Annotated in this window: 20 protein-coding genes; 2 read left to right on the top strand and 18 right to left on the bottom strand. The window is 65.5% G+C overall.

The window, feature by feature from the left end; genetic code table 11:
* Nucleotides 1-2: 2 nt before the first annotated feature.
* The gene (gene rimP / locus ACNJYB_RS00175; protein ID WP_439372139.1) at nucleotides 3-755 is read right to left on the bottom strand and encodes a ribosome maturation factor RimP; all 753 of its coding nucleotides are present in this window, start codon (nucleotides 753-755) and stop codon (nucleotides 3-5) included.
* Between the two features lie 364 nt (nucleotides 756-1,119).
* On the opposite strand from rimP, the gene ACNJYB_RS00170 reads away from it, so the two are divergent.
* Nucleotides 1,120-2,202: a DUF2336 domain-containing protein gene (locus ACNJYB_RS00170; protein WP_439372137.1), complete on the top strand. Its 1,083-nt coding sequence runs from the start codon at nucleotides 1,120-1,122 to the stop codon at nucleotides 2,200-2,202.
* A 3-nt stretch (nucleotides 2,203-2,205) separates the two neighbouring features.
* Here the strand turns inward: ACNJYB_RS00170 and trmB are convergent, their stop codons facing one another.
* From trmB to murJ, 16 genes are all read right to left on the bottom strand, one after another.
* On the bottom strand, nucleotides 2,206-2,919 hold the full coding sequence (trmB, locus tag ACNJYB_RS00165) for a tRNA (guanosine(46)-N7)-methyltransferase TrmB (protein WP_439372136.1): 714 nt from the start codon (nucleotides 2,917-2,919) through the stop codon (nucleotides 2,206-2,208).
* Nucleotides 2,916-4,073, bottom strand: coding sequence for a M20 family metallopeptidase (locus ACNJYB_RS00160; RefSeq protein WP_439372135.1), 1,158 nt, complete (start codon nucleotides 4,071-4,073; stop codon nucleotides 2,916-2,918). Before ACNJYB_RS00160 ends, trmB begins: the two co-directional genes overlap by 4 nt.
* Before the next feature lie 87 nt (nucleotides 4,074-4,160).
* Nucleotides 4,161-4,574, bottom strand: a complete 414-nt coding sequence (locus ACNJYB_RS00155) for a helix-turn-helix domain-containing protein (protein WP_018319423.1) — start codon at nucleotides 4,572-4,574, stop codon at nucleotides 4,161-4,163.
* A 103-nt stretch (nucleotides 4,575-4,677) separates the two neighbouring features.
* Complete coding sequence (lnt, locus tag ACNJYB_RS00150) at nucleotides 4,678-6,408, bottom strand: apolipoprotein N-acyltransferase (protein ID WP_439372133.1); 1,731 nt, start codon at nucleotides 6,406-6,408, stop codon at nucleotides 4,678-4,680.
* Nucleotides 6,405-7,523, bottom strand: a complete 1,119-nt coding sequence (locus ACNJYB_RS00145; RefSeq protein WP_439372132.1) for a hemolysin family protein — start codon at nucleotides 7,521-7,523, stop codon at nucleotides 6,405-6,407. Before ACNJYB_RS00145 ends, lnt begins: the two co-directional genes overlap by 4 nt.
* Before the next feature lies 1 nt (nucleotide 7,524).
* A complete protein-coding gene (ybeY, locus tag ACNJYB_RS00140) occupies nucleotides 7,525-8,013 on the bottom strand; it encodes an rRNA maturation RNase YbeY (RefSeq protein WP_439372130.1) in 489 nt (162 codons plus the stop codon).
* 82 nt (nucleotides 8,014-8,095) lie between these two features.
* Complete coding sequence (locus ACNJYB_RS00135; protein WP_439372129.1) at nucleotides 8,096-9,091, bottom strand: PhoH family protein; 996 nt, start codon at nucleotides 9,089-9,091, stop codon at nucleotides 8,096-8,098.
* A 64-nt stretch (nucleotides 9,092-9,155) separates the two neighbouring features.
* Nucleotides 9,156-10,550: a tRNA (N6-isopentenyl adenosine(37)-C2)-methylthiotransferase MiaB gene (gene miaB / locus ACNJYB_RS00130; RefSeq protein WP_439372127.1), complete on the bottom strand. Its 1,395-nt coding sequence runs from the start codon at nucleotides 10,548-10,550 to the stop codon at nucleotides 9,156-9,158.
* Nucleotides 10,551-10,733: 183 nt separating this feature from the next.
* On the bottom strand, nucleotides 10,734-11,414 hold the full coding sequence (locus ACNJYB_RS00125; RefSeq protein WP_439372125.1) for an HAD family hydrolase: 681 nt from the start codon (nucleotides 11,412-11,414) through the stop codon (nucleotides 10,734-10,736).
* 153 nt (nucleotides 11,415-11,567) lie between these two features.
* The gene (locus ACNJYB_RS00120) at nucleotides 11,568-12,023 is read right to left on the bottom strand and encodes a Fur family transcriptional regulator (protein WP_060909534.1); all 456 of its coding nucleotides are present in this window, start codon (nucleotides 12,021-12,023) and stop codon (nucleotides 11,568-11,570) included.
* A 39-nt stretch (nucleotides 12,024-12,062) separates the two neighbouring features.
* On the bottom strand, nucleotides 12,063-12,548 hold the full coding sequence (rimI, locus tag ACNJYB_RS00115; protein WP_439372123.1) for a ribosomal protein S18-alanine N-acetyltransferase: 486 nt from the start codon (nucleotides 12,546-12,548) through the stop codon (nucleotides 12,063-12,065).
* Nucleotides 12,545-13,237: a tRNA (adenosine(37)-N6)-threonylcarbamoyltransferase complex dimerization subunit type 1 TsaB gene (gene tsaB / locus ACNJYB_RS00110; protein WP_439372122.1), complete on the bottom strand. Its 693-nt coding sequence runs from the start codon at nucleotides 13,235-13,237 to the stop codon at nucleotides 12,545-12,547. The genes rimI and tsaB overlap by 4 nt, the downstream gene beginning before the upstream one ends.
* 88 nt (nucleotides 13,238-13,325) lie before the next feature.
* A complete protein-coding gene (locus ACNJYB_RS00105; protein WP_439372120.1) occupies nucleotides 13,326-13,895 on the bottom strand; it encodes a NifU family protein in 570 nt (189 codons plus the stop codon).
* Between the two features lie 274 nt (nucleotides 13,896-14,169).
* Nucleotides 14,170-14,664 carry a universal stress protein gene (locus ACNJYB_RS00100; protein ID WP_183248316.1) on the bottom strand — a complete coding sequence of 165 codons (495 nt, stop codon included), beginning with the start codon at nucleotides 14,662-14,664 and terminating at the stop codon, nucleotides 14,170-14,172.
* A gap of 106 nt (nucleotides 14,665-14,770) precedes the next feature.
* A complete protein-coding gene (gene trpS / locus ACNJYB_RS00095; protein WP_439372118.1) occupies nucleotides 14,771-15,823 on the bottom strand; it encodes a tryptophan--tRNA ligase in 1,053 nt (350 codons plus the stop codon).
* A gap of 206 nt (nucleotides 15,824-16,029) precedes the next feature.
* Nucleotides 16,030-17,565: a murein biosynthesis integral membrane protein MurJ gene (gene murJ, locus ACNJYB_RS00090; protein WP_439372116.1), complete on the bottom strand. Its 1,536-nt coding sequence runs from the start codon at nucleotides 17,563-17,565 to the stop codon at nucleotides 16,030-16,032.
* Nucleotides 17,566-17,689: 124 nt separating this feature from the next.
* Here murJ and ACNJYB_RS00085 point away from each other — a divergent pair, with 124 nt between their 5' ends.
* Nucleotides 17,690-18,691, top strand: a complete 1,002-nt coding sequence (locus tag ACNJYB_RS00085) for an adenosine kinase (RefSeq protein ID WP_439372115.1) — start codon at nucleotides 17,690-17,692, stop codon at nucleotides 18,689-18,691.
* A gap of 275 nt (nucleotides 18,692-18,966) precedes the next feature.
* On the opposite strand, the gene ACNJYB_RS00080 is transcribed toward ACNJYB_RS00085, so the two are convergent.
* Nucleotides 18,967-20,160 carry a serine hydrolase domain-containing protein gene (locus ACNJYB_RS00080; protein WP_439372113.1) on the bottom strand — a complete coding sequence of 398 codons (1,194 nt, stop codon included), beginning with the start codon at nucleotides 20,158-20,160 and terminating at the stop codon, nucleotides 18,967-18,969.
* Between the last annotated feature and the right edge of the window lie 228 nt (nucleotides 20,161-20,388).

Here is a 20,388-nt window from a genome sequence, read left to right as displayed (position 1 = left end):
GGCTAGTCTCCTTCAGGCTCGATCTCGCCGCGCCGCGCGCGTTCGGCGGCAAGGCGATGTTTCTTGGTATTGGTCGGGGCCGGCTTCTTTTTCGGCTTGGTGCTCTTGGTGGTTTTTTCGCTGATTTTCGCGTGCGGCGCCTGCGGCGGCGCGAGACCGAGATCCCGGCGTATCTGGCGCTCTTCGGCCTTGCCGCGGCGCATGGATTCGGCAATCAGCTCGTCGGTCAGCACCAGCCGGGCCTCGCCGATATCCTCCATCGTCAGGAGAACGTCGGCATCGTCGCCCGCCTTGACGTCGTCGCGATGCAGATGGACGCGGTCTCCTTCGACGGCGCCGAGCGTGCCGCGGAACCGTTTGCGTCCCTCGTGGGCCACCGCCATCTCGACCTTCACCAGATGGCCGGAATAACGCTCGAAATCGGACCGCCGCACCAGGGGGCGGTCGATCCCCGGCGAGGAGATCTCCAGCCGGTAGGCGCGGTCGATGGGGTCGGCGACATCCAGCACGGGCGACAGCGCCCGCGAGATCGCCTCGCAATCCTCGAGCTGCATCGAACCGTCCGGCCGTTCGGCCATGATCTGCACGGTGCAGCCGGCTTCGCCGGAGATGCGGATCCGGACCAGGCGGTAACCCATGCCCTCGAGCACGGGAGCTGCGACCGCAGACACCCGCGCCGCCACGCCGGGCTCGACCACGAGCCTCGGCTCGGCCAGCAGTTCGGCATCGGTGGAACCAGTGTTCGGTTCGGTCATATCAGCGGTCAAGGCGCTCGTTGGTTAACGCTTGGGTTAAGGCTTGGTTAAGACTTCAAAGCCCGTTTCGGAACTCTCCCGACAGCGCGTCGGGCCGGATCTTCCGCCAACCCGCGTTCAGGTAATAAAAAAGAGCGGGTCCTTTCGGGCCCACTCTCACTACGCGGATCGTATGAGAAGATGAATTGGCGCTGATATAGCCCTTTCTGCTCTCCCGGACAAGGCCCATCGGAGGCCGGATGAGGCTTTTTACGCCCGATTCGCGGCGTCTCGCACGCAACGCTTCCTTCATTTCCGAGGCCTATTTCTTGATTGTGGGGCCGAGGGCGCACCCGCGGCGTGCCCTGTACGAGTTTGTGTTTTCATGACCGCTGCCACGTCGCTCATTCCCGGACTGGACGCTATCGTCAAACGCGGCGACCCTCGCCGTCGCGGCGAGATCGCGCACGCCATCGCCGACCTCTACTTCCAGGATCCGGCGAGCCTCGGTCCCGAGCTCATCGATCTGTTCGACAATCTCCTGATCGATCTCGTCCCGCATGCCGAGCTCGACTCGCGCGTCGATCTCGCCGAGCGCTTCTCGCGGCTGAACAATGCGCCGCCGCATCTGGTGAACCAGCTGGCGCGCGAAAACGAGATCATGGTGGCGGGCCCCGTGCTGCGCCGCTCGCCCGTGCTCGATGACGCCGCTCTCGTCGAGATCGCACGGCTGAAAGGACAGGGTCATCTTCTGGCGATGACGGAACGTCCCGTCCTGCCGGCCGTCGTCACCGACGTGCTGGTTGAGCGCGGCGATCGCGACGTCGTGCGCCGCGCCGCGGGCAATGCCGGCGCGGTGTTTTCGCCTGCCAGTTATTCCGAGCTGATCAAGCGTTCGGCGCAGGATGGCGTGTTGACGCTCAAGCTCGGCCAGCGCAGCGATCTCTCGGGCGAGAACCTGAAACAGCTTCTCGAGGGCACGCTCGACGTCATCCGCCGCCGCCTCTCCACCGTGGTCAATCCCGTTCGCCAGGTCGAGATCAAGCGTGCCATGGCGGCGATCGAAGAGGCTGCACTGCCGCCCGGACCGCGACGCGATTTCTCCGCGGCCCAGCGCACCGTGCTCACCTTGCATCGCGAGGGCCATCTCGGCGAGAGCGCGCTGCTTGGTTTTGCCAAGGCGCACAAATACGAGGAATCGATCGCCTCGCTCTCGGCGATGGCCGGCATCCGCATCTCGATCCTCGACCGACTGATCGCGGGCGACCGCTACGATCCGATCCTGATCCTCGGCCGGGTGCTAAATCTCGGCTGGCCCACGGTGCGCGCACTGATCCTGCTCTGGTGCGGCCCCAATCGCACGCCCGCCGATGCCGACATCGAAGCCGCCCGCATGAACTTCACGCGCCTGATGCCGACGACGGCCGAACGCGTCGTGAATTTCTGGCGCAACCGGCAGACGATCTAGCTTCTAACCGACCCGCCTGAACCGCAAGTAAGCCGCCTTGCGGCCTTCGCGGGCCGCCTTCCGGCCGTAGCGCGTCATGGTGTAGCCGGCCCAGGGCTGCCGGAAATCGTCGGCGCGCTCCGCGAGCCATTTGAAATCCGGCGAGCGCGCAAGATGCGACAGCGTCCAGGCGCAGTAATCGTCGATGTCGCAGACGAAGCGGAATTCGCCGCCGCTCTTCAGCACGCGCGCCATTGCGGCGATCGTCCTGTCCTGGACGAAGCGCCGCTTCCAGTGCCGCCGCTTCGGCCAGGGATCCGGATGGATCAGGTCGATCCGCGACAGCGAGGCCTTCGGCAGCCAGGCCAGCAGCTCGGCGGCATCGCCGGCGAACAGACGGATGTTGGCGATGTTCGCGGCTTCGATCTGCGCGAGGATTTTCGCCATGCCGTTGACATAGGGCTCGCAGCCGATGAAGCCGGTCGTGGCGAAATTCTGCGCCTCGGCCGCGAGATGCTCGCCGCCGCCGAAGCCGATCTCGAGCCGCACGTCATCCGCGGCGGGATCGAAGATCTCGCGCGCATCAGCCGGCTTCTCGCCCTCGATGTCGAGTGCAAGATGCGGCAGCAGATTGTCGATCAGGTCGGCCTGGTGCTGCCTGAGCTTGTGGCCCTTTCGGCGCCCGAAGAAGGCGCGCTCGCTGTCGTCGCGATCGGGGTCTGGCTTGCGCTCGCTCATCGCAGCGTCTGATACAGCCGATAGAGCAGCCGCGCGCGCGGCTCGAGCGACGAGACGTAGAGCTGCTCATAAGGGGTATGCGCACCCTTGCCGTCGACGCCGAGCCCGTCCAGCGTGGCGGTGTGGGACGCGGTGAAATTGCCGTCCGAGCCGCCACCGGTATAGGTGTCGATCAGCTCGAAGCCAATCTCGGTGGCGAGCGCCCTGGCGTGCTGGTAGAGCGAGGCGCCCGCATTGCCCTTCTCGTAAGGAGGACGATTGAGCTCGCCGGTGACCGTGACGGTGACGCCCTCCGTTTTCGATTTCAGCCCGAGGATCTTGCCGGCGAATTCATCCGCATCGGCAAAGCTCGGAACACGCAGGTCGATTTCGGCATAGGCCTCTTCCGGCGTCACGTTGGGGCGCGTGCCGCCGCGCACCACGCCGACATTGACGGTGACGCCGCGCTTCAGGTCGTTCATTCCTTCCAGCGCATGGATGATGTTGGCGAGCTCGCGGATGGCGCTGCGGCCGTCTTCGGGCCGCGAGCCGGCATGCGCCGGCACGCCCTTGATGAACACCTCGAAGCGTCCGACGCCCTTGCGTCCGGTGACGATCTTGCCGCCGTCGCGCGCCGGCTCCGTCACCAGCACGTATTTGGCCTTGCGTCCCTCCTGCTCGATCAGTGCGCGCGAGGTGGGGCTGCCGATCTCCTCGTCGGAGGTGAACATGTGGGTGATGCCGAGCGGCGATCGCTTGCCGTCGGCGCAGAGCGCCGCGAACGCATGATGGGCGATGTAGGCCCCGCCCTTCATGTCGTAGATGCCGGGACCGAACGCGCTGTCGCCCTCGACCCTGAACGGCAGGCGCTCGATGAAGCCCAGGGGGTGCACGGTATCGAGGTGACTCAGCACCAGGATGCCCGGCTGCTCCTGACCCCAGGTCGAGCGGGCCAGCAGATGATCGCCGCAGCCGTCGACGCCGGCGACGCGCTCGAGCGTGACGGGCAGGTCGCGGTGTTGAGCGGCGACCAGCGACACGAGTTTGTTGACCTGTTCAGGCGCCTCTGTCGGCGTCTCGATCTCCACCCAGCGCCGGATGCCGTCGAGAATGGTTTGGGTATCGAACCAGTTGGCGTTCGTCATGGACGCATCTATGCCTTTGAATCGCATCATCCGGGAAGGCGCGCGTCAACGCGCGGCCGCAAACGACGACATAGGCCAGATTTGGCGCAGCCTCAAATCGGATTGAGCTGGTGCGCCTCAGCGCTTGTCGGGGCCTTCGCGGGCCGCGATCTGCTCGACGAGATCGACGATCGAGCGGCGCATCTTCGAATCGGTGATTCGGGTGAAGGCCTTGGTCAGAGCGAGACCTTCGGAGGTCGCGAGGAAGTCGGACACGTAAGAGGGCGAGGCGCCTTCGCTGAAGCCGTCCGGACCCGGCACGCCGCTCGGGCCGCCCTCGAACAGGAACGACACCGGTACCTGCAGAATCTCGGCAATTTGCTGGATGCGGCTCGCGCCGACCCGGTTCGTGCCCTTCTCGTATTTCTGGATCTGCTGGAACGTCAGGCCCAAAGCTTCACCGAGCTTTTCCTGGCTCATGCCCAACATGATGCGGCGCATACGCACACGGCTGCCGACATATTTGTCAACAGGGTTGGGCGCTTTCGACATTTCCTCAGCCTCCAAACACCACCTTCAGCGCAATCGACGGAATGCCTCAGGTGCCAGCAACGTAAAAATCAAACCCTGTTATTGGGAAACATTGCGGAGAAATTTAGCAACGCCCGCTGTCTTTCGCAGCGGATGCAGAATGAGGAACCCGCGTGCAATCTGTCAACCGTGGGACTACGGTTGTCAAAGGATTCCGGCCGCCTCGCTCGCCGCGGTGCGATCGGGGGTGCCGTTTGGCAACACGCCGACGGACGGCGAGTATCACGCCGAGCGCGACGAGGGTGGCTGCGGGCACATCGCCCAGCCGCGCGTAGACTGTCGGGGGGATTGCTGCGGGCAGGTTTGCGTCCAAAATGCCTTCGATGCCGAGACCGAGGCTGGCGACGGTTCGTCCGACCGGATCGATCACCGCCGAGATGCCTGTATTGGCGGAGCGGACCAGCGGCAATCCGAGCTCGATCGCGCGCATTCGCGCCTGCTCCAGATGCTGATAGGGGCCGGTCGAGATGCCGAACCAGCCATCATTGGTGAGGTTCACGATCCAGCCCGGACGTTCGTTGCGTCCTGCCACCTCACCGGGAAAGATGGCCTCATAGCAGATCAGCGGCAGTGCCGATGGCGCGGTGGGGACCGGCAGCGCATGCCGCCCGCTGCCGGCGATGAAGCCGCCGCGCACACGCGTCAGCTGCTCGAAACCGAGCTTCTCCATCAACTCCTGATAGGGAAGAAACTCGCCGAACGGCACGAGGTGCAGCTTGTCGTAAACCGAGAGCACGCTGCCGTCGTGATCGATGACGTAGATCGAATTGTAGGCGCGCGTGATCGGCGTCCCCCGCGGCAGGTCGGGCGCGCGCACCGAACCCGTGATCAGCACCGTGCCCTTCGGCAACAGCTCGGCGATCTCAGCCATCGCGTCGGCTTCGCGGGTCAGGAAGAACGGGAAGGCGGATTCCGGCCAGATCAGGATGGTGGCATCGCGCACGCCCGTCGATTGCGGTCCGGAGGCGCGGTCCGACAGCGCGAGGTATTTCTTCATCACCTCGGCCTTGGCTGCGTAGTTGAACTTCGCGTCCTGCTGCAGGTTCGGTTGCATCAGGCGCAGCTTGGCGCCAGCGACCATCGTGGTCGGGTGCAGCGACAGGCGGATCGCGCCGAAGATGCCCATGACGGTCAGAAGCGCGATTGCCGCCGCCGGTCCGCGCCACGCAATGCTGCGATCGGGCGTGCGGTCGATCAGCGTCGCCGGGCTCGCAAAGATCGCAACCGTCAGGAAGGTCATGCCCCATAGGCCGATCAGCGAGGCCGTCTGCGCCAGCGGCAGCGGCTCGGACAGTGCATAGCCGAACGCGTTCCAGGGAAAGCCGGTCAGCGCATGGCCCCGCAGCCATTCGGCGATGGTGAGGCTTGCCGCGAGCGCAAGCACGCGCGTGGCGTTCTTGGTCCAGAGCAGGCGCGCCAGCGCTAATCCGATCGCCGTGAAGATGGAGAGATAGGCCGGCAGGCCCAGCACGGCGAACGGCGTCAGCCAGGCGAAGATGTCGGCGTCGACGAAGAAGGCGTAGCCGATCCAGTAGAGGCCGGGCACGAAATAGCCGAGCCCGAACCAGTAGCCGGTCAGCGCCGCGGCGGGGACGCCGCCATAACGTCCGCCGCCGGCGCCGTCGATCAGCCAGACCAGCACCGGGAAGGTGATGAACAGCACCGGGAAGAGGTTGAACGGAGCCAACGCCAGCACCGACAGCGCGCCGGCTGCCATGGCGATGACGGCGCGCTTCCAGCCCCAGGTGAGGATGATGGCAAGCGCGATCTGCCGAAGTCGCTGCAACGCGCTCACCGCGGGCCGGTCCCCTCGCTCGGCGGCGGGGTCGGCGTGTCACTGGCCGGCGGCGGGCTGCTGTCCGGCGCGGCCTCGCGGCGGCGGCTCTCGCGCTGGGTGCGCGGCGCGGGACGTTCCTTCCGCGTCGAGATGCGCAGCCGCTTGACGCGGCGCGGATCGGCATCGAGCACCTCGACCTCGTAATTGCCGGGCCCCGAGATCACCTCGCCGCGCACCGGCAGGCGTCCGACGAAGCTGACGAGATAGCCGCCGAGCGTCTCGACCTCCTCGCCGGCCTCGCCGGTGACGAAGTCCGCGCCGATCACGGTGCGGACGTCGTCGAGGCTGGCGCGGGCGTCGGCGATGAAGGCGTTGTCAGGCAGGCGCACGATCGAGGGCGGCTCGTCGCTGTCGTGCTCGTCGTCGATCTCGCCGACGATCTGCTCGACGATGTCCTCGATCGAGACCAGCCCGTCACTGCCGCCATATTCGTCGACCACCAGCGCGAGGTGGATGCGGGTCGCCTGCATCTGCGCGAGGAGGTCGATCGCCCGCATCGACGGCGGCACGTAGAGCAGCTTGCGGATGATGCGGGCGTCCTCGAGCGGCATCGCAAGGTCGACCGCGCGCAGATCGAGGCCGGCCGGCAGCGGCTTCTTGCGCTTGGTCTTGGTGGCCTCCGACACCCGCGCCCGCACGGTCATGAAAGCGAGCAGATCGCGGATGTGGACGATGCCGACGGGATCGTCGAGCGTCTCGTTGTAGACCACGAGGCGGGAATGGCCGGCGCTCTCGAAGCGGTCCATCAGTTCGCCGAGCGGGATGTCGCGCTTCACCGCGATGATGTCGGCGCGATGCACCATGACGTCGGCGATGCGGCGCTCGTGCAGCCCGAGGATGTTGCGCAGCATGGTGCGCTCGACGGCGGAGAAGCCGGTGTCGTCGGGCGTCGTGGCGTCGAGCACGACCTGGAGATCGTCGCGCACCGATCCCGCCTTCCAGCCGAACAGCGTGCGGATGGCGCGCAGCAACCAGCTTTCCGCAGTGGGACGCAGCACCTCGCCAGGGGTCACTACGGCCGGCAGATTGGGCGTGTTGCGCGAATTGTCGTGGGTTGGCTCGGAATCCGGCATCTCAGTGCGTCCCCGGGCGGTCGGCATAGGGGTCGGGGATGCCGAGATGGGCGAGGATCTCGGTTTCCAGCGCTTCCATCTCCTCGGCGTCGTCGTCGTTCTCGTGGTCGTAGCCGATCAGGTGCAGGAAGCCGTGCACGGCGAGATGGCTCAAATGATGCTCGAACGGCTTGTGTTCCTCGTCGGCCTCGCGCCGCATTGTCTCGTAGGCGATCGCGATGTCGCCGAGCATGCGCGGCGCATCGCCTTCCTTCCATTCGCCTTCCGGCTGGAGCGCGGGAAACGACAGCACGTTGGTTGGCTTGTCGATGCCGCGCCAGTTGCTGTTGAGGGTGCGGATGCCGGCATCATCGGTCAGCATCACCGCCACTTCCGCGTCGGCAACATCTTCCTCGACGCTCTCGGCGGCGGCGGCAACCGCGCGCTGGATCACGGCTTCGGAATCGGGCTCGCGCTGCCAGCAATCGGCAACGACGAGGACCTCGGTCATGGGAAGGTTCGGATGTGACATTGTCTTTGTTCGGAACGATCAGGCGCCGCGTTCGCGCCCGTCTGGTCCGGCTGTTGTCCCGTCAGGATTTATCGGTGGCCGGCCGCTGCGGCGAACCTTCATAGGCGGCGACGATCCGCGCCACGAGCTCATGGCGGATCACGTCCTCGGCTTTGAAATGAACTTGGGCAATGCCTTCGACGCCGCTCAACAGGCGCGTTGCCTCGGCAAGACCCGAGGTCTGGCCGTTCGGCAAGTCGATCTGCGAGGGGTCGCCTGTCACGATCATGCGGCTGTTCTCGCCGAGACGCGTCAGGAACATCTTCATCTGCATCGACGTGGTGTTCTGCGCCTCGTCCAGGATGATGGCGGCGTTGGTGAGCGTGCGGCCGCGCATGAAGGCGAGCGGCGCGATCTCGATCTCGCCGGTCTGCAGTGCGCGCTCGACGATGCGCGCGTCCATGAGATCGTAAAGCGCGTCGTAGATCGGGCGGAGATACGGATCGACCTTCTCGCGGAGATCGCCGGGCAGGAAGCCGAGCCGCTCGCCGGCTTCCACCGCCGGGCGCGACAGGATGATCTTGTCGACCTCCTTGCGCTCGAACAGCTGCGCGGCATGCGCGACCGCGAGCCAGGTCTTGCCGGTACCCGCGGGGCCGATGCCGAACACCAGCTCGTGGCGCTTCAGCGCGCGGATGTAGGAGTCCTGCGCGGCGGTGCGTGCGCGCACCGGCCGCTTGCGCAGGTTGATGCTGTCGAAGGTCGATTTGGCCGACTTGGCATCGAACTCGAACAGCGAGCCCTGCGCGATCACGGCGCGGATCGAGCCTTCGACCTCGCCCTGGTCGAGGTCCTGTCCCTTCAGGGCCTGCGCGTAGAGCATCTCCAGCACGCGGCGCGCGGCGTCGCAGCCGTCGCGCGTGCCGCCGATGGTGATGTGGTTGCCCTTGGAATCGACGACGACGCCGAGCCGCCGTTCGATCTGCGCGAGGTGCTGGCCGTAAGGGCCGACCAGGGCGGAAGCGGCGCGGTTGTCGTCGAAATCGATGACGACCTGGGTCTCGGGCGGAACTTGCATGTCGCGATCAAATTTGCGGCTGGGAGCGATAGAAGACGAATCCGATGCGCTTTTTGGCAAGGGTTCAGGCTCCAGTGGCTTGCGATAAAGCGGGCTCGCGCGCGGTGCGCGGTGTCGCGAGCTCGCCGAGGAAGCTGTAGCGCTCGAGGCTGTCGATCCGCACCGGCAGGATTTGTCCGATGATGTCGGGCGAGGCCATCACATGGGCGGGCTGGAGAAAAGCGGTGCGGCCGACGATCTGGCCGTCCTTGCGCGCCGGACGCTCGAACAGCACGTCGACCGTCGAGCCAATCGCGGCCTTGTTGAAGGCCGATTGCTGACTGTCGATCAGTTCCTGGAGCCGCTCCAATCGCTGGTCCATCTCGGCGGGGGACACCGTCTCCTGCATGTCCGCGGCCGGCGTTCCCGGCCGGGCGGAGTATTTGAACGAATACGCCGCAGCGTAGCCGATTTGCGTGACAAGCGCGAGAGTGGCAAGAAAATCTTGCTCGCTTTCGCCGGGGAAGCCGACGATGAAATCTGATGAAAAAGCAATGTCTTGGCGAGCGGTACGGAAACGGTCGATGACACGCCGATAATCATCGGCGGTATGTTTCCGGTTCATGGCGGCGAGAATCCGGTCCGAGCCCGACTGCACCGGCAGGTGCACGAACGGCATCAGGGCACCGAGATCGCGATGGGCTGCAATCAGGCTGTCATCGACGTCGCGGGGGTGGCTGGTCGAATAGCGCAGCCGCGCGATCCCCGGAATTGTCGCCAGATGTTCGAGCAACCGGCCGAGCGGCCAGGTTTTTCCGTCCGGGCCCTCGCCGTGATAGGCGTTGACGTTCTGCCCGATCAGCGTGACCTCGCGCACGCCGTTGTCGGCGAGCCGCTTCACGTCGTCGACGATCTTCGCCACGGGGCGCGAGACTTCCGAGCCCCGCGTATAGGGCACGACGCAGAAGGTGCAGAACTTGTCGCAGCCCTCCTGCACCGTGACGAAGGCGGAAATGCCTCGCGCGCGGATCGCATCGGGCTTCGGCTGGGCCAGGAAGCCGAACTTGTCCTCGGCCGGGAATTCTGTCTCGATCGCGCGGCCTTCGTTGCCGGCGCGCTTCAACAGCTCCGGCAGGTGATGATAGCTCTGCGGTCCGACCACGACATCGACGACCGGCGCCCGGCGCACGATCTCCTCGCCCTCGGCCTGCGCCACGCAGCCGGCAACCGCGATCTGCATCGCGCGGCCCCCGCGCGCGGCCTCGTCCTTGGCGATACGCAGCCGGCCGAGCTCGGAATAGACCTTCTCGGAGGCTTTCTCGCGGATATGGCAGGTGTTGAGGATGACGAGATCGGCATCCTCGGCGCTCGCCGTCTCCACGAATCCTTCCGGAGCCAGCGTATCCACCATGCGCTGGGCATCGTAGACGTTCATCTGGCAGCCATATGATTTGATGTGCAGCTTGCGCGGCGGCGTCATGGAACCCGAAAATGGCGGTGGAGGACGGCCCTGAGATATAGGCTGGAGGGGCGAAAATCCAGCGAATGGGCGGCCATACGGTCATTCCGGCGCGCTCGCGCGCGAGCGAACCCGGAATCCGGACGTTTTTAGGCGAGATTCCCGGGTTCAACGCTGCGCATCGCCCGGAATGACGGCCAGGGGCTAGCCCGCGAGAGCATCCGTCTCGACCCGCCGCACCAGTTCGGGCAATTGCCGCATATCGTCGAAGGTCAGTGCGGCGCCGGCAGACCGCAGCCTTTCGGCATGGCCCGGCGGGCAGTGGCTGCCGCCGTGAAAGCCCAGCACGGTCATCCCGGCGGCGTGCGCGCCGGTCACCCCGGGAACGCTGTCCTCGATCACGAGGCACCGTTCAGGCGCGACCTGCATCTGCGCGGCGGCGAATAGGAACAGATCGGGCGCGGGCTTGCCGCGCGCGACCTGGCTCGCCGAAAAGATGTGAGGGGCGAGCAGGTCGTGGAGCCCGGCGCAGGTCAGGCCGTGATGGATCTTGTCCGGCGTGCCGCTCGATGCCACGCATCTCGGCAAATCGATCGCGGCGATCGCCGCGGCGACATGGGTGATCGGCTGCAGATCGCTGGCGTAGAATTGCAGCGTGGCGGCATTGACTTGGCTTTCCAGATCGTCGGGAAGACTGCGGCCGATTTCCTGTTCGACCATCCGCCGCGCGTCCTTCTCCGACACCCCGAGAAAGCGGACCAACACCTGCTCCGACGTGATCGGGTAGCCGTGCCGGGTCAGCACGTCGGCATGCGCGCGGCAGGAGATCACCTCGCTGTCCACCAGCACGCCGTCGCAATCGAAGATGATGAGATCGATGGGCATTCAGTTTGCGGTGAGCTTGAAATGATCTGGCGCGAAGCGCGGGGTGAGGGGATCAGCTCTCTCGGGGACCTGAGTCCCCTCACCCGATTTGCTTCGCAAATCGACCTCTCGCCAACGGGAGAGGTGAAGAGAGCTCGCCGAAAGATCCGTTCATCAATTCGTGGGCTTGTCGTCGTCGAGCGGGACGCAATAGAGCTCGAGCCGGTGATCGACCAGCTTGTAGCCGAGCTTGCGGGCGATCTCCGCCTGCAGCTTCTCGATCTCTTCGGAGGTGAACTCGATCACCTTGCCGTCGCGCAGATTGATGAGGTGATCGTGGTGGCTGTCGCGCATCGTCTCATAGCGCGCACGTCCCTCGCGAAAATCATGGCGTTCGATGATACCAGCGTCCTCGAACAGCTTGACGGTGCGATACACGGTCGAGATCGAGATCTTGTCGTCGACGGCAACGCAGCGCCGGTACAATTCCTCCACATCGGGATGATCGACCGCCTCCGCGAGCACGCGGGCGATGACGCGGCGCTGCTCGGTCATGCGCATGCCGGTGGCGGCACAGCGCGCCTCGATGCCGGACGCCTTGGATGCGGAAGAAGGTTTCAGTGCGGTCATGATTTGTCTGCCTGACGGGGCGCTTTCTGCCATCGAATGTTACGACAAGTCACGTCGCATCAGAAGGGCGTTCAATTGTTCCCCGTTCGGCTGCTTATAGTAGCGTTCGCGGCGTCCGACCACCATGAATCCGGCCCGGTCGTAGAGTCGCCGCGCCGGCTGGTTATTTTCCTCAACTTCGAGAAATATCGTGCGCACGCCGCGCCCCGCGAGATGGCCGAGATGGGTCATCAGCAGCGTGCGAGACAGGCCGCGGCCGCGATAGGCCGGGTCGACCGCGACCGAGAGGATCTCCGCCTCGTCCGCGCCGATCCGCGAGACGGCAAAGCCGATGATCTTGCGGCCGAGGCGTAACCGATGCACGAGCGTGTTGCGCTCGCTGATCATGCTCTCGAACTCGCTTTCGCCCCAGCCATGCGCGAAGGAGGCGCCATGAAGCTGCGCCAGCCGTGCGGCGTCGCGCAAGGAAACCGGCTCGACGGCTGCCGCGCCGCCGCGCCACCATTCCGACAGCCATCCCATCATGAGCTCGCGGCTTGTGCGAGCGACGGCGTTGCGGCCGGTTTTGCGTCGGGCGCCTTCAGATAGAACGGCCGCGCCGCGGTCGTCTCGGGGTCGGCGGCGGCGCCGAGCCAAGCGACCCAGGCGATGTCGGGCGCGGGCTGCGCGTCGACCGCGACCGGAGGCGGCAGATCCTTCGGCCAGCGATCGGCGAGAATGTTTGCGGCATTGCCGACCAGATGCGGCGCGCCGAATTGCGAGGCTGCGATCGCATCATCGACGGGCGCGATACCCGGCCGCACCAATTGGCTACCGTCGCCGGCGACGATCTGGAAATAGACGTGATCATGCCGCGCATCGATCGCGGAGATCACCGGCACCGTGCCGCTCTGGCCGACGATGGTGGCGGCATAGGCCGACAGCGTCGTCAGCCCGACCGCCGGCCGTTTCGCCGCAAGCGCAAGGCCGCGTGCTGCCGAGATGCCGACGCGCAGGCCGGTGAAGCTGCCGGGGCCGACCGTGACGGCGATGCGATCGAGCGAGGTGAAGGCGAGATTGGCTGACTGCATCACGCGCGCGATCATCGGCATCAGGGCCTCGGCGTGACCGCGCTTCATGAGCAGCGTTTCTTGTGCGAGGAGCTCGTCGGCGTCGGTGTCGAGCACGGCCGCCGCGCACGCCTCGAGCGCAGTATCGATGGCAAGGATCAGCATGAAAGAGCGAATGGCGAGTGGTGAATGGCGAATAGTCTAGCCGATCGGAATGCCATTCGCCATTCGCTACTCGCCATTCGCTGATCGATCACATCGGACGGACTTCGACCACGTCGGGCACGAAGTGCTTGAGCAGGTTCTGGATACCGTGCTGGAGCGTCGCGGTCGATGACGGGCAGCCGGAGCAGGCGCCCTTCATGTTGAGATAGACGATGCCGTCCTTGAAGCCGCGAAAGGTGATGTCGCCGCCGTCATTGGCGACCGCCGGCCGCACGCGGGTCTCGATCAGATCCTTGATCATGTCGACCGTCTCGGCATCGGCCTCGTCGAAGAACTCGTCCTCGTCGTCGAGATCGACATCGCGCTGCGCCTCGCCGCCGGCGAGCAGCGGCGCACCGGACATGTAGTGCTCCATGATGGCGCCGAGAATCGCGGGCTTGAGCTGCTGCCATTCACCGCTCGCCTTGGTCACGGTGATGAAGTCCGATCCGTAGAACACGCCGGTGACGCCGGGCACGTCGAACAGCTTCTCGGCCAGCGGCGACCGCGCAGCCGATTCGCGGCTGGCAAATTCCATCGGGCTGCCGTCGACCACGACGCGGCCGGGAATGAATTTCAGCGTGGCGGGATTGGGGGTGGCTTCGGTTTGAATGAACATGGTTTTCTCCAGACGTCGCCGGTTCAAGGCCGGCGCGTGCTCTATCACCTAGCAGATGGCGACGGGGAACGCACGGTCAAGGGGGCGGCAGACAGTTTCGCTGTTATGTCAGCGGGTTAGGTGCTTCCTTCCCCTCGCCCCGCCTGCAGGGGGAAGGTTGGGGTGAGGGGAGTCTCCGCGGGGACGGTGAAAGTTGGACGCGGGGAGGCTCCCCCTCACCCGGATCGCTTCGCGATCCGACCTCTCCTGCAAGTGGGGCGAGGTGAAGAGCGAGCTACGACAGCGAATCCACGCTTTGGTCGCTCAGCGCGCCCGAAATGATCGTCACCGGCACCGGGAACGTGCCGAGCTCATGCGCGAGCAGCGAGACCAGCGGTCCCGGACCCTCTGCCCCCGGATTGGCGGCGAGCACCAGCATGGCGATATCAGGGTCCTCGTCGATCACGGCCAGCAGCTGTTCCATCGCGGCGCCTTCGCGGATCACCCGTTCCGGCGTGATCGCGGCGATGCCGTTGGCTCTCCCGGCGGCGCGGTCGAGCGCGGCCTCCGCCGCCTCCTGCGCCTCGGCGCGCATGATGTCGGCGACCCCGAGCCATTCCTGCGTCTGCTCCTCGGGCTCGATGATGCGCAGCATCACGACGCCGCCGCCGGCACGGATCGCCCAGCGGCTGGCGTAATAGACCGCGCGATCCCATTCGGCGCTGTCGTCGACGACGACGAGGCATTTGGGCTTGTGACCCGGCTCGAAGCAAAGTCGCTTGCTGGTCATGCATGTCCCGGAATGTGCACGGGTAGCATGCTGCCATACTCCCGCAATGTTTGGGAGAGGCGAACGAGCCGGCGCCGTGGCGCCGGCCGCTCTTGCGAAGCGCGCCCTAGCGCCGGCGGATGAAGCCGACGATGTCCTTCGAGAGCTTCATGGTCTCGTCGGCGATGGCGCGGGCCCGGTCCGAACCCTCGTTCAGGATCGTGTCGATATCGCCGGGGTCGGCGACGAGGCGCTTCATCTCGCCGGCGATCGGCGCGAGTTTTGTCACGCACAGCTCCGCCAGCGCATTCTTGAAGCTGGAGAACTGGCCGCCGCCGAAATCGCGCAGCACGTCGGGCTTGGAGCGGCCGGAGAGCGCGGCGAAGATGCCGACGAGATTGTCGGCCTCGGGGCGCGCTTCCAGGCCCTTCTCTTCCGTCGGCAGCGGCTCCGGATCGGTCTTCGCCTTGCGGATCTTCTGCGCGATGGTGTCGGCATCGTCGGTGAGGTTGATGCGCGAATTGTCGGAGGCATCCGATTTCGACATCTTCTTGGTACCGTCGCGCAGGCTCATCACGCGCGTCGCCGGGCCCGTGATCAAGGGTTCCGGCAGCGGGAAGAACAGGCCGTCATTGGTGCCCTGCGCGCGAATGGAGTCGCCGAAGTCGTTATTGAACTTCTGCGCGATGTCGCGCGAGAGCTCGAGATGCTGCTTCTGGTCCTCGCCCACGGGAACGTGGGTCGCGCGGTACAGCAGGATGTCGGCCGCCATCAGCACGGGATAGTCGAACAGGCCCACGGAGGCATTCTCGCGGTCCTTGCCGGCCTTCTCCTTGAACTGGGTCATGCGGCCGAGCCAGCCCATGCGCGCGACGCAGTTGAAGATCCAGGCGAGTTCGGCGTGTCCCGAGACCTGGCTCTGGTTGAACACGATGTGCTTCTTCGGATCGATGCCCGCGGCGATGAACGCCGCCGTCACCTCGCGGGTGTTGCGCGCGAGCTCGGCCGGTCCGCCCCAGACGTCCACGCCCTGTGTGATCGCGTGCATGTCGACGACGCAATAGATGCAGTTGTGGGTTTCCTGCATCTTCACGAAGTTGACGATGGCGCCGAGGTAGTTGCCGAGGTGCAGATTGCCCGTCGGCTGGACGCCCGAAAAGACCCGTTCAACGAATGGCATGGTCAGCCTTCCCAAAGCTATTTGGCCGTCGTTTCCAACAGCGGCGCTGCTCCGTCAAGGGTAATTCCACCTCTCCCCATAGGGAGAGGTCGCGCCGAAGGCGCGGGTGAGGGGTTAGATTCTATCGTTGGACCAAGCCCCTCACCCGATTTGCTGCGCAAATCGACCTCTCCCGATGCGAGAGGTGAAGGGCGGCGGCGAACGCTCTAATGTGTGGCCCGCCTCAAGGCGGCAGCCGCCTCGCGCCAGGAGGCGGCGCCGAGGGTTTGCAGCAGCAGGCCATAGATCGCGATTCCGGCCCCGATCTGCACGCCCAGCACGATGAAGCGGATCAGGCCATGCGCTTCGGCAGGCATCAGATCCGCGGACAACCAGAGCAGGACGCCCATGGCGGCCGCGGCGAGCACGATCCGCGGCAGCCGTTTTCGCGCGGCATGGTCCACCGAGAAGCCGAATTCGCTCGTGCCCTTCCGGAGCAGCGAGATCGCGCTGCTCCAGGCGCCGGCCGCGATGCTCGCCGCGATCCCGCTGGCGCCGAAGACATGGCCGAGCAGAACGGCGAGCGCGACCGCAACCACAAAGCCTTTGGCCGTGGCGAGCAGCGGCGTCATCGTGTCGCTGCGGGCATAGAACGCCGGCGACAGCGCCTTGATCAGCACGTGGGCCGGCAGGCCCAGCGCCAGCCACATCAACGCATGCGCAGTTGCCGTGCTGTCGTCCGCGCCGAAGGCGCCGTGCTCGAACAGCAGCCGCACGATCGGCTCGGCCAGCACGATGAGGCCGAGCGTCGCCGGGAGCGCCAGCCCGGTCGCAAGCTCCAGCGCCCGCGATTCCGCCTGCGCCACCGCCTCGCGGTCGCCGCTGGTGACGGCGCGCGTCAGCTCCGGCACCAGCACCGTACCCATGGCGACGCCAACGATGCCGAGCGGCAGCTCGATCAGGCGGTTGGCGAAATAGAGCCATGACACCGCGGACGGCGTGGCGGACGCGATGATCGCGCCCGCGACCATCAGCCATTGCGGCCCCGAGCTTGCGATCATGCCGGGAATGGCCCTGGCGAAGAAGCCGCGCATCTCCTCGTCGAAGCTCACGCGCAACGGTGTCGCGAGATTCGCACTGCGCTGCGAGACCAGCATCAATAGTTGCAGCAGGCCGGCGATGCCGACGGTGGCCGCCAGCATCCATGCCGCGAAGGTCGCATCAGTATGTCCGACGAGGAGCGCGGCGATCGCAGCGATCAACGCGATATTGAACAGCAGCGGCGAGAATGAGGTGAGGGCAAAACGTCCCTGCGCGTTGAGCAGTCCCATCAGCACCGTGACGGGCCCGGCGAAGGCGAGATAGGGCAGCATCAACCGCGCGTTCGCGACGGCGAGATCGAGCGTGCCGCTGCCGAGAAAGCCCGGTGCGATGATCGTGATGATCAGGGGCATCACCAGCGCTATGACGGCCGAGATCGCGATCAGGACCGCGCTCACCGTTGCCAGCACGCGGCCCGCGAAGGCAGATGCAGCCTGCTCGCCATCGCGGTCACGGACGCGCAGCCAGGCCGGAATCAGCGCCGCATTCAGTGCCCCCTCGCTGAGCAGCCGCCGCACCACGTTGACGAGCTGGAACGCCGCCAGGAACGCATCCGCCACCGCGCCGGTGCCCAGCAGTGCGGCAATCATGGAATCGCGCGCAAAGCCGAGCAGCCGCGAGGCCAGTGTTCCCGTCGAAACTGTCAGGAAGGAGCGGATCATCGAGCGTACATAATACCGTTGCTTGCCCGGGCAGGGCCGGTCGTGATAGGCCGCGAGCCGGATTCAGGCCGACAGGAAGCGGATTTCCGCAGGGATCGCAATCCGCCAAACAGGATCAAGGTGAATGGCTGACGTGAAATATGACGTTCTCGGGATCGGCAACGCGCTGTTCGACGTGCTGGTCAGGACCGACGAAGCCTTCTTGGCCAAGCACGGCATGACCAAGGGCAGCATGTCGCTGATCGACGAGGCGCGGGCTGCGGCCATTTACGAGGACATGGGGCCCGCCACGGAAGTCTCGGGGGGATCTGCCGCCAACACCATCGTCGGCATCGGCAGCCTTGGCGCCAGCGCCGCCTATGTCGGCAAGGTCAAGGATGACCAGATCGGCAAGCTCTATGTCCACGACATCCGCGCCGCCGGCGTCTCCTTCAACACGCCCCCCGCGACCGACGGTCCCGCCACCGGCTGCTCCTACATCCTCGTCACCGATGACGGCGAGCGCACCATGAACACCTACCTCGGCGCCGCGCAGGATCTGTCGCCCGCCGATATCGATCCGGCCGAGATCGCTTCCGCCGGCATCGTCTATCTCGAAGGTTATCTCTGGGACCCGAGGAACGCCAAGGATGCTTTCGTCAAGGCGGCCAAGATTGCGCATGATGCCAAGCGCAAGGTGGCGCTGACGCTGTCGGATTCCTTCTGCGTCGATCGCTATCGCGACGAGTTTCTCTCGTTGATGCGGGGCGGCACCGTCGACATCGTCTTCGCCAACGAGTCCGAGCTGCACTCGCTCTACATGACCTCGGATTTCGACACCGCGCTGAAGCAGCTGCGCAACGACGTCAATCTCGGCGTCGTCACCCGCAGCGAGAAGGGCTGCATGGTGGTGTCGTCGGAAGACGCCGTCGCAGCGCCCGCCTTTCCGGTCGACAAGGTCGTCGACACCACTGGAGCCGGCGACCTTTTCGCCGCCGGCTTCCTCTATGGTCTCGCGCGCAATCTTGCCTACAAGCAGTGCGGCGAGCTCGGCGCACTCGCGGCCGCCGAAGTGATCCAGCACATCGGCGCCCGCCCGCTTGTGTCGCTGAAAGAGCTCGCCGGCCAGCGCGGGCTGACGGTTTAGTCCTCACTCTCTCCGCCGTCATTGCGAGCGAAGCGAAGCAGTCCAGAATCCCTCCGCGGAGACAGACTGGATTGCTTCGCTACGCTCGCAATGACGATGTGGATGCAGATGCGCGCCTCGTCCTCCGCTGTCATCGCCCGGCTTGACCGGACGATCCAGCATCTCAGAGACGCCAATGGAATACGGTGCGGCCGCGGCGTACTGGATTCCCCGCTCCAGTGCGCAATTGCGCACAAGGCGGGGAATGACAGTTTTCCTGTAGCGAGATCAGCCTCTCACGCCGCCTTCTGCCCGCTCCCCGCATCGAGTCCGGCATAGACCCCACGCTCGAATCCCGTGAAGGCCTCGATGCACTTGGCGTCGACGAACGGCAGCACCTGCATCAGGATCACGCCGGAAACATCGCGCGCAGGGTCGATCCAGAAATAGGTGTTCGCGAGACCGGCCCAGGCGAGGCTGCCGGCGCTGCGGCCTTCCGGCGTCTTGGCGGTATTGATCAGGAAGGACAGCCCCCACTTCTTCACGATGTCGGGGAAGAGATCGACATCGTTGGTGTACATGGGCGCAACCGTCGTCATCTTGCCAATGGTGAGATCGCCGATGTGATTCTGGCCCATCAGCGCGACCGTCTCGGGCTTCAGCACCTGGTTGCCGTTGCCGCGGCCCTTGTTGAGGATCATCTGGGTGAACTTGATGTAGTCGCCGGCCGTGCCGTAAAGGCCGCCGCCACCCATGCAAAATTCCGGATTCTGCTCGATCTCGAACGGGATCGGCGCCAGCGATCCATCCTCGCCGCGCGCATGGGTGGCGACCAGCCGCTGGCGCATGGTGTCGGTGATCTTGAAGCCGGTGTCGCTCATGCCGAGCGGGGTGAAGAGATTGTCGCGCAAGTAGGCATCGAGCCGCTTGCCGCTGACGGCTTCCACTGCCTTGCCGACGAAGTCGATGTTGATGCCATATTCCCAGCGCGTGCCCGGATCAGACATGATCGGCGTCTTCAGCGCGATGTCCTGGCAGGAGAAGATGTTCGGGGTTCCGGTCTTCTCCAGATAGAGCGCGAGATCGCCGTTCCACACGTTGTAGGCAAAACCGGCGGTGTGGGTCATGAGCTGGCGCAGCGTGATCGCGCCCCTGGCCGGGCGCAGCTTCGGCTCGCCCTTCGCGTCAAAGCCTTCAAGCACCTGCGGCTTGGCGAGATCGGGCAGCAACTCGCCGATCGGCGCATCCAGCGACAGCTTGCCCTGCTCGACCAGCTGCATCGCGCCTGCCGTTGTCACCGCCTTCGTCATCGAGGCGATCCAGAACACGCTGTCCAGCGTCATCGCCTCGGGCTTGGAGAGGTCGCGCTTGCCGAACGCGCCCTGATACAGCACGTCATTCCCGCTCGCGGCGATCGCGACCACGCCGGGAATCTCCTTGGCATCGCTGGTCTTGCGCAGAATCGCGTCGATCTGGGCCTGGCTTTGCATGCGCGTTTCCTCCGGTTTGATTATCGTTGGAAGTGATCGATTGTCCTCCCGGAGGTCCTGCGCGGCAAGCGCCTCAACCTTCACCCTGGTCGCGATGTCGTGACTTGACGGGCCGCGCCCCACGCAGGACGAGAAGGCGGCTGGACGGCAACACTCCATCACAATCTGCGGTGGATGACCGCAACGAGCCGTGACCATGGATGGGGCGCGGGGATATGTTTCGCGTGT

It is taken from the genome of Bradyrhizobium sp. SMVTL-02 (assembly GCF_051853005.1).
In the GTDB taxonomy this organism is placed as follows: Bacteria; Pseudomonadota; Alphaproteobacteria; order Rhizobiales; family Xanthobacteraceae; genus Bradyrhizobium.
The sequence above is the reverse complement of the archived record's forward strand: the minus strand, read 5'-3'. Positions and strand labels throughout refer to the sequence as shown.